The 15051-nt window shown below is 45.2% G+C and carries 14 protein-coding genes and 1 pseudogene; 4 read left to right on the top strand and 11 right to left on the bottom strand.

Features of this window, described 5'->3' with window-relative positions:
- Window positions 1-29 precede the first annotated feature (29 nt).
- Both MST20_RS00535 and MST20_RS00530 read left to right on the top strand, forming a co-directional pair.
- A complete protein-coding gene (locus MST20_RS00535) occupies window positions 30-1619 on the top strand; it encodes a ribonuclease YeeF family protein (RefSeq protein ID WP_023856520.1) in 1590 nt (529 codons plus the stop codon).
- A gap of 7 nt (window positions 1620-1626) precedes the next feature.
- On the top strand, window positions 1627-2040 hold the full coding sequence (locus tag MST20_RS00530; RefSeq protein WP_243939337.1) for a hypothetical protein: 414 nt from the start codon (window positions 1627-1629) through the stop codon (window positions 2038-2040).
- Between the two features lie 118 nt (window positions 2041-2158).
- Here the strand turns inward: MST20_RS00530 and MST20_RS21120 are convergent, their stop codons facing one another.
- The 7 genes and pseudogenes from MST20_RS21120 to MST20_RS00500 form a co-directional block, all read right to left on the bottom strand.
- Window positions 2159-2293 carry a hypothetical protein gene (locus MST20_RS21120; RefSeq protein WP_023856518.1) on the bottom strand — a complete coding sequence of 45 codons (135 nt, stop codon included), beginning with the start codon at window positions 2291-2293 and terminating at the stop codon, window positions 2159-2161.
- A pseudogene (locus MST20_RS00525) lies at window positions 2266-2462 on the bottom strand (N-acetylmuramoyl-L-alanine amidase); the annotation flags it as partial. The pseudogene MST20_RS00525 and the gene MST20_RS21120, both read right to left, overlap by 28 nt.
- Before the next feature lie 5 nt (window positions 2463-2467).
- Window positions 2468-4096 (bottom strand): pyridoxal phosphate-dependent decarboxylase family protein, encoded by a 1629-nt coding sequence (locus MST20_RS00520; RefSeq protein ID WP_243939335.1) that lies wholly within the window; start codon window positions 4094-4096, stop codon window positions 2468-2470.
- Between the two features lie 21 nt (window positions 4097-4117).
- Complete coding sequence (locus MST20_RS00515; protein WP_165426508.1) at window positions 4118-5476, bottom strand: sodium-dependent transporter; 1359 nt, start codon at window positions 5474-5476, stop codon at window positions 4118-4120.
- A 136-nt stretch (window positions 5477-5612) separates the two neighbouring features.
- Window positions 5613-6482 carry an SDR family oxidoreductase gene (locus tag MST20_RS00510; protein ID WP_020450727.1) on the bottom strand — a complete coding sequence of 290 codons (870 nt, stop codon included), beginning with the start codon at window positions 6480-6482 and terminating at the stop codon, window positions 5613-5615.
- An 82-nt stretch (window positions 6483-6564) separates the two neighbouring features.
- Window positions 6565-7629 carry a PQQ-dependent sugar dehydrogenase gene (locus MST20_RS00505; RefSeq protein WP_243939333.1) on the bottom strand — a complete coding sequence of 355 codons (1065 nt, stop codon included), beginning with the start codon at window positions 7627-7629 and terminating at the stop codon, window positions 6565-6567.
- 122 nt (window positions 7630-7751) lie between these two features.
- A complete protein-coding gene (locus MST20_RS00500; protein ID WP_243939331.1) occupies window positions 7752-8843 on the bottom strand; it encodes a citrate synthase/methylcitrate synthase in 1092 nt (363 codons plus the stop codon).
- Window positions 8844-8953: 110 nt separating this feature from the next.
- Here MST20_RS00500 and MST20_RS00495 point away from each other — a divergent pair, with 110 nt between their 5' ends.
- A complete protein-coding gene (locus tag MST20_RS00495) occupies window positions 8954-9832 on the top strand; it encodes a LysR family transcriptional regulator (RefSeq protein ID WP_243939329.1) in 879 nt (292 codons plus the stop codon).
- A 47-nt stretch (window positions 9833-9879) separates the two neighbouring features.
- On the opposite strand, the gene MST20_RS00490 is transcribed toward MST20_RS00495, so the two are convergent.
- From MST20_RS00490 to hmpA, 3 genes are all read right to left on the bottom strand, one after another.
- Window positions 9880-10707, bottom strand: coding sequence for a C40 family peptidase (locus MST20_RS00490; protein WP_243939327.1), 828 nt, complete (start codon window positions 10705-10707; stop codon window positions 9880-9882).
- A 406-nt stretch (window positions 10708-11113) separates the two neighbouring features.
- Window positions 11114-12523: a SpoVR family protein gene (locus MST20_RS00485; RefSeq protein ID WP_075755466.1), complete on the bottom strand. Its 1410-nt coding sequence runs from the start codon at window positions 12521-12523 to the stop codon at window positions 11114-11116.
- 95 nt (window positions 12524-12618) lie between these two features.
- Window positions 12619-13833, bottom strand: a complete 1215-nt coding sequence (gene hmpA, locus MST20_RS00480) for an NO-inducible flavohemoprotein (protein ID WP_243939325.1) — start codon at window positions 13831-13833, stop codon at window positions 12619-12621.
- A 258-nt stretch (window positions 13834-14091) separates the two neighbouring features.
- Here hmpA and nsrR point away from each other — a divergent pair, with 258 nt between their 5' ends.
- A complete protein-coding gene (gene nsrR / locus MST20_RS00475; protein ID WP_059230655.1) occupies window positions 14092-14523 on the top strand; it encodes a nitric oxide-sensing transcriptional repressor NsrR in 432 nt (143 codons plus the stop codon).
- A gap of 30 nt (window positions 14524-14553) precedes the next feature.
- On the opposite strand, the gene MST20_RS00470 is transcribed toward nsrR, so the two are convergent.
- On the bottom strand, window positions 14554-14880 hold the full coding sequence (locus tag MST20_RS00470) for a YqzG/YhdC family protein (RefSeq protein WP_377903630.1): 327 nt from the start codon (window positions 14878-14880) through the stop codon (window positions 14554-14556).
- Window positions 14881-15051 lie beyond the last annotated feature (171 nt).

The following is a 15051-nucleotide window of genomic DNA, read 5'->3' as shown; positions in this document are numbered from 1 at the left end:
TGTAACCAAAAGGATTAGAGGAGAATGTCATGAAGACGCTGGATGTTCAAGCGTTGCACAATGCGATAGATCAAACGCTCGAACAATTAAAACAACAATCAGACGAATTTTCTAAAGTCAAAAAAGCCGTTGAAGGCATCACATCGCTTGATGATGCTTTAAAAGGAAAAGGCGGCGACGCGATCCGCGCGTTTTATGAGGAATGCCACACCCCTTTTCTACAGTTCTATGATACTTTTATAGAGGAATACAGTTCCACGCTGAAGAAAATGAAAAGCGCGCTGAATTCTCTGGAACCAAACCACAACGGATTTATTTCACAATCCTTTCTTGAACACGAACTAGAGAATGGCTTAAATGCTGCTGATCGAACAACGAAACATTTGGTTTCGAAGACCAACGCTACAATTGCGAAGGTCAGTCATATCGTTGATTTGCCGGATTTGAACGACAGCGGTTTTCATGAACAGAAACAGAAAGCGTTAAAGGAAATCAGCACGACCCTTGAAAAGCTGCATGCGTTTGACCGCGAACAAACAAACGCGCTCAAAACGGCCGAAAACGACCTTGAGACGATGCAGAAATATATCGCGCGGCTCGAAAAGATGTATACCGGACCAAAAATTGAAATCACCGGCTATCAAAAAGGTTCGATTTTAAAGCCGGATGAGATGGATAACCTGAGTGGAAATCAAGAAACAGCGATGGGTACCATGCTGAAAAAAGTCGGAGACAAAGAAGATGTTGACGTAAACACTCTTGCCGATCCAGATCGATTAAAAAAATTGGCGACACAAAAGGTTTCCACCAAAGAGTACACTCAAGAGGAATTGAATAAACTAAAAAAAGATTATAGAGTATTTAACGATACGCTTTACCGGGCATACATAGATGGTGATACAATCGTTAAGATAGAACCCGCCTACACCCTTCCAGAGAATGTGGAAAAAAGCGATTTTGATAAATATTTCGATACGGCGATGGAATTTACAGGTGTGTATGATGCAGTAAGAGCAGCGTTTGGATACGACCTTGCGACAGGCGAAATCGTTAAAGGTAATGGTGACCGTTTGATGGCCGGATTGAGTGTCACACCTTTCGGAAAGGCATTTAAATACGGAAAGCGCGGCTTCAAGTTATTTAAAGGTGAAGAAGCGGGAAAGAAAGTTGCAAAGGTAGATAAAGGATCGAAAGCAGCTAAGGATGTTGGAAAAGTTGAGCAAAACCCTTCTAAATCAGCAAAGGAAACGCCAAAAAAAGCTTCTGAGGGAAAAGACAAAGTTAAAGATTTTGATCTGAGTTTTGCGACTAGCAAGCTCAAGAATGGAAAAATTTCCGCTAATGATTTAGAATCCATGATACCAAAGGGTACACCAAACAATTTTAAAGCAAGTGAAACTATAAAAAAAGGATACAAATACAACTTTGAAATTGACGGAAAAAAAGTAGAGGTAAAGTGGCATTCACCGGATTTAAACGCAAAAGAGAAATTTCCGGACAGTAATTCCGGAAATATGTGGACTGCCCAAATAAAGATACAGAAAAAACTTCTAGGACAAGATGGTAAACTCCATAAAAAACCGAGTAACATAACACACATTCCAGTTGTAGGAGAGTGAAACGAACATGGATTTTTCTAAGTTTGATGAATTACCCGATTCTTTATCTGAAGATACATTAGAGAAGTATTTCAATCAGATTGTTGATATTTATGAAAGTGCAAAAGATAATGTCAATTATATTGAATTATCAGAAGCAATATACCAGCTTTCAGAAAGACAATGGAATACTTATAAAATTCTGGACGACAAAATTAAACATAAAATAGATATTTTAATAAAAAATATATTGGATGCAAATTCTTATGATCTAATAGACAATGCTACATCAATAATAGCTTATTTGGGACTTCCAGAAAGCTTTAAAGCATTACAGGAAATGATTAAAGAAAACCCTAGTGAAGAAGTTAGAGAGCTTATAGAGGAAACTATTGAGGAATTAGAAGGAAACGTTGAAAATCCATATTCAGGATTAGAATAAATATAAATACTTTTGGAGGGCGCCACAACTGGCCCCTTCTTTTTTAATTCAACGCAGAAATGGTGCTCTTAATGAAGCGAAAAAATGTGGCCCTTTACATAAGAAAGGGCCTTTTTGATTACTTCAATAAATCTTCAATTTTCGCCTTTGTTTTTGGCCCGTAAATACCGTTTGCAGACAGCTCATGCATCAGATTGTACAGCAGAGCATCGACTTTTTCCTGAATTCTGTAGAAAGACCATAGCGCTTGCACAGATCGGCGACCAATTCAGCGGTATTCTGAACCGCTTCACCGTGAATCTTGTCATTTTTTTCGACATACGTTTCCACGCTGATCGATTTTGCATTGGCGTCCGGTTTAAGGAAACTCACATATCAACTGAACATTTTTTATGATGTGCATGGTATGCGACTTCATGTTCAAATTTTATCCGGCTGCTACATCGGACGGTTCAACATGCGCTTTTAAAAAGGCGATATAATGGTCAATTGTATCAACCGTTGTGTAAGGCGAGACACTGTAGAATTTTTGGACATAAAGCGGCACGGGCAAACGGCTGTCAGCAGGATAAACGTATGTTTGCTTTTTCGTGCTGCCAAAATAGGTGTGACTGCGGTATCTTCCCAATGTTTCGGCGATTTTTTCATTGAATTTGTTAATATTCCGCACTTCTTCCTCCGTGATGGCGCCGCTGATTTCTTCATGATAGCGGACATTTCCCGGATAGAAGCGGAATGTCGTTACAGGTGATACATCATTGGTGACGGCTGCATTCGGAAAAGCCTGCAGGAGTTTTTTTCGAAACGCCAGGTTAACTCTGATGTAATTGGCCAAGATCTCCTGGTAGCCTTCGATTCCGAATGCGAGCAGAGAAGCATAAATCGGTATGCTGCTTCCCATTCGCGAGCACTCTAGCGTATAGCTCGTATGATAGCTGCCAAACCCCCTGTTACCGACATAAGGCGTCTCATCCGGATCCAAATCAACGGCTTTCAGTGCCTCACGGTTTTTCACCAAGAAAAGGCTTGTGATATACGGCGTTTGTCCAAGTTTATGAAAATCAAAGACCAAGCTGTCCGCCAGGTGCAAATGCTGAAAATGTTTTTTGTAGCGGGCAAGCGTCTCAAGCACCTCATCTTCAAGATGAAGCGGGTTTCCGGTGAAATCGTATCCATTAAAAAAACCGTACATCCCGCCCATCGCTGTATCGGCATGAATATAGACAGGAGGCAAACCGTAGGCGGCCTCTATTTCCTCAGTCACTTTTTTGATTCCGGCCAAATCATCGATGCCAAATGAGTCAGTTGTGCCAAGCGTTGCCAAAACATAAATCGGATGTCCGCCTTTTTCAATCACGGCTTGCATTTTTTCACGCAAATCGGCCAGATCCATCGAATGATCGCGATTCGTCTTGACCTTGATCAAATGGTCCGTCCCGATTCCGGAAGCTTCCATCGATTTGTAAAGACTGAAATGCGAAAGCTCTGAACAGAACGCGTACAGGTGATGCGGTGTTCCTTGCTGATTCGCTTCAGGATACGCGCTTGCGATCGCCAGCCTGAGCGACTGAAAAACAGCGCCCTGCCCTCCCCATGTGGTAAAACCGCCGCTCTTGTGCCTGTCATAGCCGACAATGTCCGAAAGCATCGCCGTGATCTGCACTTCCGTCCTTGCTGCAGCCGTGCCGTCTACATCCCATAAATTGTTTCCGTTTAAAAGGACCATTAAAAGATTCCCGGCGATACTGGCGTTGTTCGGCAAAGGTGTCGCGTTGGCCACATAATGCCTGTTTAAAAAACGGTGGCCGTCAAGCAATTTCAATAGCTCTTCAACGCTTTTTTCCGCCCCGAAGCCTTTTTCCGGCAAGGCGGCCTCTTCAATGACGCTTTGATAGTAGTCAGAGGAAACTTCAGACTCGCGGCCAAGCGTCATCCGGGCGGGATCCTTCAGCCTGTCCATTCCGGCCAATACTGCTTCAAGCAATGCCAGCAGCTGATACCGCGCCTCGTGATTGCCATCTTCGCTCGGAAACATCTGTTGAAAGTCTAACACCATATTCACCCATCTCCTGATCTTTTAAAATGAAAACACTCCGATTAAATTTAAAAAGACAAGTACAATTGCAAGCGGCACAAGGAAACGGAGAAGATAAAACCACACGATAAAAAAGCCTTTCCCCGCTTTTGATCCGCTTTTCATTTCTTCATATAGATCGTGTTTGGACAATTTCAGCGGAATAAAAATCGAAATAAAAAGCGCGCCAAGCGGCATCAAAATATTGCTGACGACATAATCCGCCGCATCAAAAAACGTCTTCTTAAAAATGAACGGCTCATCGAGCACTCCGTAAGACAAGCAGGAAGGAATGCCGACGGCAAAAATCAAAAGGCCGATCGCCCACGTCCATTTCCCCCTTTTCGTTTGATCGCCTTTTGTAATAGCGGCAACAATGATCTCGATCATCGAAAAAGCCGAAGTCAGCGCGGCAAATAAAAAGGCTGTCAAAAACCCGATAAAAAACAGCATCCCGAATGGAAGCCGGTCAAAAACTGCCGGCAGAACCGCAAATAATAAAGTCGGCCCCTGATCGGGCTGAAGCCCGAATGAAAAGACGGCCGGAAAAATCGCCAAACCGGCAAGCAGCGTGACGGTAAGGTTCATGATCACGATCGAGACCGCCGACTTCGGAAGGTTTTGTGACTTTGACAAGTAGGAGCTGTACGTCACCATCACAGATACGCCAAGCGTCAGCGTAAAGAAAGCTTGTCCGAGCGCAAAAAGAATCGCCTGCGGCGTCAGGCTGCCAAAATCGGGCACAAGCAGAAAACGCACGCCGTCGATCGCATGCTCAAGCGTCAGAGCCCTTAAAACGAGCGCAATAAATAAAATAAATAATAGCGGCATCATAATCGAACTGACGCGCTCGATTCCTTTTTGCACACCCTTCGCCACGACGAGGATCGTCATGATGATAAATGCAAGCTGCGCTGCCAGCGTCTGCAGCGGATCTTGGATGATCGAACCGAATAGCTCCCCGTATCCGGCCTGCGTGAGACCCGACAATGAACCGGTTACAGCTTTGATGATATAAAGCAAAATCCAGCCGCCGATCACACTGTAAAACGACAGGACAAGGAAGCAGGCGGCGATTCCGATCCAGCCTGTGATCACCCAAGGCGTCCCCGGCGCTATTTTTTGATAGGTGCCGATAGCATCCGATTGGCTTTTTCGGCCTAATATAAATTCCCCTAAAAGCAGGGGGTATCCCAGCAGTATCGTAAATAGGACAAATACAAGGAAAAATGCGCCTCCTCCGCTCGTTCCCGCCACATAGGGGAACTTCCAAATCGCCCCCAGGCCGATGGCGGATCCCGCTGCAGCGAGAACAAATCCAAGTTTGGATGCCCATTTTGCTGTCATTCTGCGATCGCTCATTCATACACATCCTTTCTCTTTCTGCTTCTATTATCTCTTACGGGGCAGCTTTTTTGAAAGTGATCTTTCAAATTCTTATTTTTCCGAAAAAACAAACAGAAAAAACCGGCTGCCTTACAATAGCAGCCGGTTGAAATTATGTCGTCACATATCTTCCGCCGTTGATGTGGATCGTCTGTCCTGTCATATAAGAGGAGTCGTCTGAAGCGAGCAGAACATACACTGCAGCGTGTTCAGAAGGCTGTCCGGGCCTTCCCATCGGCGTATTTGTACCGTGTTTTTCCGTTTTTTCCGGCGAAAAAGTAGCCGGAATGAGCGGCGTCCAAATGGGCCCCGGCGCTACCGCGTTGACGCGGATTCCTTTTTTGACAAGAGATGCAGCCATCGAACGGGTAAACGCGACAATCGCACCCTTTGTGCTCGAATAGTCAATCAGCGCCGGACTGCCCTCATAAGCTGTGATCGATGCGGTATTGATAATCGCGCTTCCTTCCCCTAAATGCGGGAGCGCGGCTTTTGTCATGTGAAACATGGAGAAAATATTCGTTCTGAATGTTTGTTCAAGCTGTTCGGTCGAAATATCTTCGATCCCTTTTTGCGGATGCTGTTCGGCAGCGTTGTTCACGAGAATGTCGAGTCCGCCAAAGTGATTCACCGCTTTTTCGACAGATGTTTTGCAATGTGCTTCATCCCCGACATCTCCGGGAATCAAGAGGCATTTTGCGCCTTCTTGTTCGATCCGTTCTTTCGTTTCCTCGGCATCCTTGTGTTCGTCCAAGTACATGACGGCAATGTCGGCACCTTCTTTGGCGTATGCAATGGCGGCCGCTCTGCCGATTCCGCTGTCTCCTCCGGTAATAATGGCGGTTTTTCCTTTTAATTTGCCGCTTCCTTTGTAGTCGCGGTCTTCCGAGAGCGGAAGGGGCACCATCTTGTGCTCAGCCCCGGGTTGTTTTTCTTGTTTTTGCGCTTTCTGTCCATCCGTCTGTCTGTTTGCCGGATTCATTCGTCTCACCTCTTCACCATTGTTTAGTGCACAGTTACCACGATTCCGGCATCCTTAAACGCAAGAACTCAGCGAGACAGGTTTACTGATCAGACAGAGGCACGCGGATGAGCCGGTCGTCTGTCTGTTTTTTTTCGCCTCTTCCGTCGCCATTGTTCGTAATGAAATACAGATCATCCCCGATTACTTTTACATCCCTGATTCTGCCGTATCCGCCAAGCCATTTGACCGCTTTGGCTTCCGCCGGATCGATCCGGAAAACGCCCTCACCCCGCAGCCCGGCCATATAGAGGACATCCCCTTTCTGCGCTAAACCGGATGGGGCCCACGTTTCTTCTCCCGAATGGATGAACGGCGCTTTCATTCCCCGCTTCTCATCGCTTCCTTCAATCACCGGCCAGCCATAATTGGCTCCGGCTTCTATTTTGTTCACTTCATCATGTCCAGACTGCCCGTGTTCGGAGCTGTAAAGCTGCCGGCCGATCCATGCGAGGCCTTGCGGATTCCGGTGTCCAAAGCTGTATACATAAGACGAGCGAAAAGGCTGATCAGCAGGGATCGCACCATCAAGCTCCATCCTTAAAATCACCCCCGCCAGCTTTTCAGGCTGCTGGGCCCATTCCCTTTCCCCCGCATCACCTGTCGTGATGTACAGCTTTTGATCGGGCCCGATCGCCATCCGGCCGCCGTTATGAATCACACCTCCGGGCAGATCGGCAAGCAGCTCCTCCGTTTCCGTCCAAGTGAGGCGGTCAAGCGTCAATTTTACGATCCGGTTTTTCAGATGGCCCCCGTCTTTGTATGTATGGTAAACGTATGCCTCCTGATTGTTTTTGAAATCAGGATGAAGCACAAATCCAAGCAGTCCGCCTTCTCCTTCTTGATGAACGGGCTTTTTCAGCTGAAGCTGCATGCGCTCCTTTTTGCCTTCGGCAATGGACACGATTCCCCCGTTTCTTTCGGTCACGTAAAAAATCTCGCCAGTGTGAGCGATCGTCCAAGGCACATCCAGACGCTCTGCGATGACTTCGGCGCCGCTTCCGCCTTCTTTCGTCGCCGCCGCTTCATGTTCAGCATCAAAATCCCGGTCTTCCGAGCATGCACCTAGAAAAAAAAGCATGATCAACATCAGGAATCCTTTTTTCATCGTCTCCCCCTTAAAGGACTTTCTTGATGAATACATTCAAGAACACCGGCATAATTCCCTACTTAAACATTCTAAAATCTATTAAAAAAACACGCGCTTCGCTGAGAAGGCGTGTGTCCGCATTACTGAGAAACCAATTCTCCGATATATTTAGCCGACGGCCTGAAAATCATGTTGTTATCAGCCTGCTCCAGCACATGGGCGCACCAGCCGACCATTCTCGCAGCCGAAAAAGTAGGCGTAAACAATGCGGCATCAAAATCGATCGCCTTCATGACAGCCGCTGCGTAAAATTCGACATTCGTATAAAGCTTTCGGCCCGGCTTGTATTCTTCCAAAAGGCGGATAGCCGTATTTTCAACATGAAGAGCAAGGTCGATATCCCGGTCGCCCCCGGCAATTTCCTCAGCTTTCACCCTTAAAGCCTTCGCTCTCGGATCATGCGTTTTATAGACGCGGTGTCCAAATTCCATCAGTCTCTCGCCTTTTTCAAGCTTTTCTCTTATATAGCTTTCTGCATGCTGTTTTTCCCCGATGCCTTCCAGCATATCGGTCACCGCAGACGGCGCTCCGCCGTGCAAAGGTCCTTTCATCGTGCCAAGTGCAGATGTGACGGCAGAAACAAGATCGGATTCCGTAGACACCGTAACTCTTGCCGAAAAGGTTGAAGCGTTCATGCCGTGTTCCATCGCAAGAATCATGTACGTTTCGAGCGCTTTTTTCTGAGCTTCTGTCGGACGCTTTCCTTTCAGCATGTAAAAATAATGTTCCACAAAGCCAAGCTCATCCAGCGGCTGAACAGGCTCTTCTTCGTCAGTCAGCCTTTTTCTGAACGCGATAATCGACGGGACGGCTGCAATCAGTCTGAGAGCCTGCTCCATTGTCGGCTTGAACGCAAACGATTTGTCCCCGAATGAAGAGACGACCGTGCGAAGAACCGCCATATCGTCTAATTCGGCCGGAAGGCAGCGGATCAATCGCTTGCATGCTTCTGGCAGCACACGGAATGAAGCGAGCATCTCATTGAATCGGCTGAGTTCCGCTTCCGTCGGAAATGCCCCGTTGAGAATCAGATAAGCGACTTCTTCAAATGTAGATGTAAGCGCCAGTTCATCAGCATTGTACCCTCTGTAGATCAGCTTTCCCTCTTCACCGTCAATGCGGCTGATGGCTGTTTCAACACAAGTAATCCCTTTCAATCCATGATAAACCATATCAATTCCTCCTTTTTCCTTTGTAAATATCATTATAGTTGATATAATATTTAAAAAATATTGAATTATATTGATGTCTTTGATTAACAAAATTAATCAGGAGGACTGCAATGGATTTTAAATGGCTTCATACCTTTGTTACTGCCGCAAAATACGAAAATTTCAGAAAGACGGCGGAAACCTTATTTATTTCTCAGCCGACCGTCACCGTCCAAATTAAACTGCTTGAGGAAGAACTCGGGTGCCAGCTGTTCACCCGCAAAGGAAGAAGCATTCATTTAACGAAAGAAGGCCGCGCTTACCTTCCTTTCGCCCTTCGCCTGCTGGAAGACTATGAATCGAGCATGGCAGAGCTTCACAAAATCAGACAAGGCTATTCACAGACATTGAATCTAGCGGTTTCACCGCTTATCGCCGATACGATTCTCCCATTTGTATTAAAAAAATACACGGCGCTGCATCCGAATTCGGAGATCAAAGTAAAGATCGCCGAATCAGCTGAAATCGCTCCCCTGATTTCAGCCGGCCATGCAGATATCGGATTAAGCTGCTTAAACGTGCAATCGTCAAACCTGAACTGCTATTCCATGTACAGCGATCCCGTGATTTTGGTCGCCCCTCATGACGGCCGCGATTCAGAACAAGCGCCGCCGCTCGATGTCGAAGATTTGCTTGAAGAATATTTGCTGTTGACCCATAATCACCCCGAATACTGGGACGACCTTGTCAGGCAGCTGAGGATCAAATTTCCGTTTGTCAGAACGATGCTCGTAAGCCAGACGCATATTACGAAACGATTTATTTCAGAAGGACTCGGTATATCATTCTTGCCGCTGTCGACTGTGCGCCGCGAGCTGATGGAAGGAAGATTAATAGAGGTGCCGTGCGATTTCATGAAGCTTCCTGTTGCAGGGGGATATGCGATTAGTCTGAAAGATAATGAGAAGGTCGAACACTTTTTGGCGTTTTTAGCCGAGTTCCGTTTCTAAATGGAAAAAACCCGTTCATCATGATGAACGGGCTTGTCCCTGCAACATTAGAAGCGTTTTGCTCCAAGATAGCGGGGCTTCCAATAGCTGTTTGTCATATCGCTGATCGTTACGCCGTCAGAACCGGCATGAACGAATTGATTGTTTCCGATGTAAACCCCCATATGCGAAGGTCCCGGCTGATATGTCGTGAAGAAAACGAAATCGCCTACTGCAGGGCTTGATACGCTCTTCATCGAATTCCAGTAACCGGCTGTGTTCGTTCTCGCCACATTCGTCTGTTTGTTGAGGATGTACCAGACAAATCCGCTGCAGTCAAATCCTGATGCAGATGTTCCGCCCCATTTATAAGGCGTTCCGATAAGGGCTTTTGCATCCGAAACTAGTTTTGACGTATTCAGCGCTGAAGAGGTTTGCGCAGGCGCCTTGCTTGTCCCGCTTGATGCAGAAGGCTTTGTCGTTGATGCAGCTTTTACGCTTTTCGTCCCTTTAACTTTTAATACTTGTCCGATCCGGATTAAATCTGTTTTTAAACCATTCAGAGACTTCAGTTCATTGACGGTCATGCCGTATGTCCGAGAAATTTTCCAAAGGCTGTCTCCTTTGACCACTTTATGCGTAGCTGATGAAACTTGCGACGCTTTTGCAGACGAAGAGCTGCTTCCATTGATCGACAGCCTCTGCCCTATGTAAATGATATCGGATTTCAGCTTGTTTTCCTGTTTAATCTTGTTGACACTTGTGCCGTACTTCTTCGAAAATCCCCATAACGTATCCCCTTTTTTCACCGTTATGGTTTGCGCGGAAGCCGCTCCCGCAAATAAAGTCGATCCTAAAACAACCGCTGATGCTGCTGTTATGACTTGTTTTTTCATGTTGTCCTCCCAATAGCAGAATATTTTATATTTTCAAAGGCGAAAATTAGCAGTTTCATTTTTTTTGAGAACGGCTGCTTTAGCCCTTCCTCTGTTTCTATTATAAGGAGGGAATTCCATCAGGTATAGTCTTGACTTACTATGTCAAATTCCTTAATTATTCGTTTTTAAAAAAAGTTTTTAAGGGTAGATAATATTTCATTTACATTTCAAAGGTAACTTAAATACTACATTTTCGCACTTTCCTGCAGCCAAAATTACAATTTTAGAAAGAGTGTTAAATACTTTATTTTACATTTTTATGATTAACTTATAAAACTGGACAAACGTTCTTTTATTTGGCATAGTGACGGTCGTCGTTGCGCTTTAAAATAAAAAAGGCTGCCCGAATGCAGCCTGAAACTTTTTATAAATATCTGCGATGGACAGCCTTTCCATCATAGGAAAACATGACGGGCTTATCTTCGAGCACGGTTTCGACATGCACGCTTCTTCCCCATAGCTGGTGAAGGTAAGGCAGAACTTTTTCAAGATACTTTAAATCGAGTTCGATCCCTTCATACCAATGCTTAATGTATAATTCATTGTTCTTTAAGTAATCTCCGTCCTCAACTGTCAAATAAGGAAATCCTCCGTTGACTCTCATGCTGACAAGCTGATCGCGCACAGCCTCCCAATCCTTGTCAACGATTTTATAATCCCTTCCCTGTTTTTGAAACAAGTAGAGATCTTCCCGCATCACGAGATCTTTCGTTAAATAGTTTCTGATAAATGAAATGTCTGACTCGATCTCCCTGACTTCAAATATTTTTTCTCTCCCCGAGTTCGGCTTTACACCCATCTTCTTCATATCTTCTGTCGGGTTGTTGTAGCGCTCCTCTATGTCCTCAAATATTTTCAATCCGAGATAATAAGGATTGATGCCCGTTTTGGACGGCTGAACCACTCCCGCGTTGAGCTTGGCGAATTCGATCGCTTCACTTGATGTCAGCTCAAGCTCGCGGATGATTCGCTGATGCCAATAGGACGCCCATCCTTCATTCATGATTTTCGTTTCAAGCTGCGGCCAGAAATACAGCATTTCCTCTCTCATCATCGTTAAGATGTCGCGTTGCCAAGGCTCCAGCTCCCGCGAATGTTCTTCAATGAACAGCAGAATGTCTTTTTCCGGCTTCGGCGGAAACTTTTTTTTCGTCCTTTTCTTCTTCTCTTTCGATCCTTTATGATCCAGTTCCCAGAGGTCGTCATAAGGAGTGGGCGGCGCGTCTGTTTCTTCTTCCTCTTCATCATCTATGCTCCACGACAGCTTCGGCCTCACGAGCGAAGGGTCAATGTGTTCTTCAATCGCCAGCACCGCATCGAGAAATGCTTCGACTTCTTTTGAACCGTGGACCGTCTCATAATGTTTAATCCGCTCTGCTGTCGCTGACATGCTTTCAACCATATCGCGCTTCGTATTTTGGAAACGGCAGTTATTTTTAAAGAAATCACAATGAGCCAGGACGTGTGCGACAATCAGCTTATTTTGAATCAATGAATTGCTGTCCAGCAAAAACGCGTAACACGGATTTGAATTAATGACAAGCTCATATATTTTGCTCAAGCCAAAGTCATAGTGAAGCTTCATTTTGTGAAATTGCTTGCCGAAACTCCAATGGCTGTATCTTGTCGGCATCCCGTATGCGCCGAATGTATAAATGATTTCAGCCGGACAAATTTCATATCTCATCGGATAAAAATCCAGGCCGAATCCTTCCGCGATCTCCGTAATTTCTGCTATCGCCCGCTGCAGCTCTTTTTGCTCCCGTATGCTCAATACTCAAATCCCCCCCGGTTGGACTTCTCTTTATTGTATGAGCCGGGTTTTGAAAAGATGAAAGGCAGCTGTCGGTTTGACAGCTGCCTCTTTGGTCAGTTCGCTATTTGCATATCAAGGGATGAAGCAAAGCTCTCATAGCGGATGTTTTCCATCGAAACGCCAAGATTTTGCAATCCTTCAATCACGCTTTTCATAAATGAAAGCGGACCGCAAACATAAAATTCGCCATTTGGATCTTTCACGATCGATTTCAAAAGCTCTTCATTCACCCGGCCATTTACAATATGATCTTCCGTCGCTTCAGCATCCCTGCTGTAGACAAACAGGAGACGGTTCGCCGGATTGGCGCTGAGCAGCTTCTCCGTTTCTTCCTTGAAAGCGTGATGCTGTTCAGATTTCGCCGCGTGCACGAATGTGATCTCGCGGCTGCTTTCTTTTTGAGCCAATGTTTGCAACATGCTCATGACAGGCGTGATGCCTGATCCGGCGCTGATGAAGTAAACCGGACGATCCGTTCCTTCGGAAAGGGTGAAATCTCCGGCCGGAGCGCTCACTTCCAAGCTGCCACCGATTTCCATGTTCTCATGCAGATAGCTTGATACCCTTCCGACCGGTTGCCCTTCCTCCGCTTCCAGTTTGACTGAAATGCGGTAGTAGTCTTTATTCCAGGCATCTGACAAGCTGTACTGCCTTGTTAAGAAATACGGTTCGCCGGGAATTTTAATGCGGACAGATACGTACTGTCCGGGACTGAAAGCGGGCAAATCCGTTCCATCGGCAGGCTTCAAATAAAAGGAAGTAATCGTAGCGGATTCCACCCGCTTATCCATGATGACAAACGGTTTAAATCCTTCCCAGTTTCCATCCTGCTTTTTGTCTTCTTCATACATTTGTTTTTCGACTTCAATAAATACGCGGGCGATCTCTTCATAGGCTTCTGCCCATGCCTGGAGAATGTCCTCTGTCGCAGCTTCGCCGAGCACGATTTCAATGGCTTCCAAAAGGTGCTGACCGACAATAGGATAGTGCTCTGGTTTCACATGCAAACTTTTGTGTTTATGTCCGATTTGTTTGACAACCGGCAGCAGGTCTCCGAGCCGGTCGATGTTCTCAGCCGCCTGCAAAACAGTAAAAGCCAAAGCTTTCGGCTGTCCGCCGGTTTGCTGGCGGGACATGTTGAAGATATTTTTCAATTCAGGGTGCGCATTAAACATCCGCTTGTAAAAACAAGTGGTGATCTCTGTTCCCTTTTCTTTTAAAACAGGGGCGGTCGATTTGACAATTTGCATGGTTTTTTCAGATAGCATAACGCTTTCTCCTCTCCAGTCACTTTAAAAATGTATTTGAAATACATCTTTAAAGGTGCAATAAGATCTTTTTTTTAATGGGACTGTTACTTTTGATTAAAGATGTATTTAAGATACATCTTTATACTAGACTTTTAATGGAATTAAAGCAATATTTCCAAGGAATGTTTTATATTTTTGTAACAATTTCCGCTCCACCCTCATAACTGAAGGCAAATGTGATAAGATAATGGAAACTTGTTTGATTGAGGTCATGCGATGAAATTAACAAATTATACGGATTACTCATTAAGGGTACTGATTTTTCTAGCAACCAAAAACTCAAACGAGCTTGTCAATATTAAAGACATCGCCGATTCTTATTCCATTTCAAAAAACCACCTTATGAAGGTGATTTACGAGCTTGGCAAGCTTGGCTACGTTGAAACGATTCGGGGCCGCAACGGCGGGATTCGTCTCGGAAAAGCGCCTGAACTGATTAATATCGGTGAAGTCATAAGACATACAGAAGATGATTTTAACCTTGTCGAGTGTTTTAACGGAGAAAAAAACCATTGTATACTTTCTCCGATCTGCGGATTAAAGCATGTTTTAAACAAAGCCCTTTCCGCCTATTTGGACGTATTGGATCAATACACTCTGCAGGATATTATCGTTAATCAGGACCATATACGTAAATTATTGAGTTAACGAAGGAAGCCGCTTCCTTCGTTTTTTTTGCTATAAGGTAAAAATATTCACATTGATGATCGCATTGGTCACCGGGTGAAAATACACCTCAGCGTGCGCCGAAAATGATTTACCTTTCTGATTGACGGTTACCCTGAAGACATCTTTTGTCTCTTCATCATTGACTTGAGTTCGCCCTAAATATTCATAATCCTCGAACTTTGCGCCTTCGTATTTTTCTTCAAGCGCGCTCCAGGCGATTCTCTCCCACCGTTCAGGCGCATCGGAAACACCTGCTTGAAAGTGGCTTTTCGCCGGGAATGATAAAAGCGTTAGTATGCAAAAAAAGTACGTGCAATATCGTTTTTTCATTTCCATTCGCTCCGCATGTATTGTACATACGTTAGCTTGACCGGAAACGGCGAATGTCATGCAGACATTTTTCGCGGTCTAGCGTATACCATCCTCATATTTCTAGGCCGCCAAACAAGGGAGACCAAGTTTTGCCCGGAGAAAAAAACATCCCGCCACATAAAATAATCATGACTC

This window comes from Bacillus sp. B19-2 (assembly GCF_022832475.1).
Taxonomy (GTDB): domain Bacteria; phylum Bacillota; class Bacilli; order Bacillales; family Bacillaceae; genus Bacillus; species Bacillus paralicheniformis.
Note: the sequence above shows the minus strand (reverse complement) of the source record. Positions and strands in the feature narration are given on the sequence as shown.

Coding starts and splice junctions, on each gene's coding strand:
- MST20_RS00535 (WP_023856520.1), top strand. CDS start 30: ATGAAGACGCTGGATGTTCAAGCGTTGCACAATGCGATAGATCAAACG.
- MST20_RS00530 (WP_243939337.1), top strand. CDS start 1,627: ATGGATTTTTCTAAGTTTGATGAATTACCCGATTCTTTATCTGAAGAT.
- MST20_RS00520 (WP_243939335.1), bottom strand. CDS start 4,096: ATGGTGTTAGACTTTCAACAGATGTTTCCGAGCGAAGATGGCAATCAC.
- MST20_RS00515 (WP_165426508.1), bottom strand. CDS start 5,476: ATGAGCGATCGCAGAATGACAGCAAAATGGGCATCCAAACTTGGATTT.
- MST20_RS00510 (WP_020450727.1), bottom strand. CDS start 6,482: ATGAATCCGGCAAACAGACAGACGGATGGACAGAAAGCGCAAAAACAA.
- MST20_RS00505 (WP_243939333.1), bottom strand. CDS start 7,629: ATGAAAAAAGGATTCCTGATGTTGATCATGCTTTTTTTTCTAGGTGCA.
- MST20_RS00500 (WP_243939331.1), bottom strand. CDS start 8,843: ATGGTTTATCATGGATTGAAAGGGATTACTTGTGTTGAAACAGCCATC.
- MST20_RS00495 (WP_243939329.1), top strand. CDS start 8,954: ATGGATTTTAAATGGCTTCATACCTTTGTTACTGCCGCAAAATACGAA.
- MST20_RS00490 (WP_243939327.1), bottom strand. CDS start 10,707: ATGAAAAAACAAGTCATAACAGCAGCATCAGCGGTTGTTTTAGGATCG.
- hmpA (WP_243939325.1), bottom strand. CDS start 13,833: ATGCTATCTGAAAAAACCATGCAAATTGTCAAATCGACCGCCCCTGTT.
- nsrR (WP_059230655.1), top strand. CDS start 14,092: ATGAAATTAACAAATTATACGGATTACTCATTAAGGGTACTGATTTTT.
- MST20_RS00470 (WP_377903630.1), bottom strand. CDS start 14,880: ATGGAAATGAAAAAACGATATTGCACGTACTTTTTTTGCATACTAACG.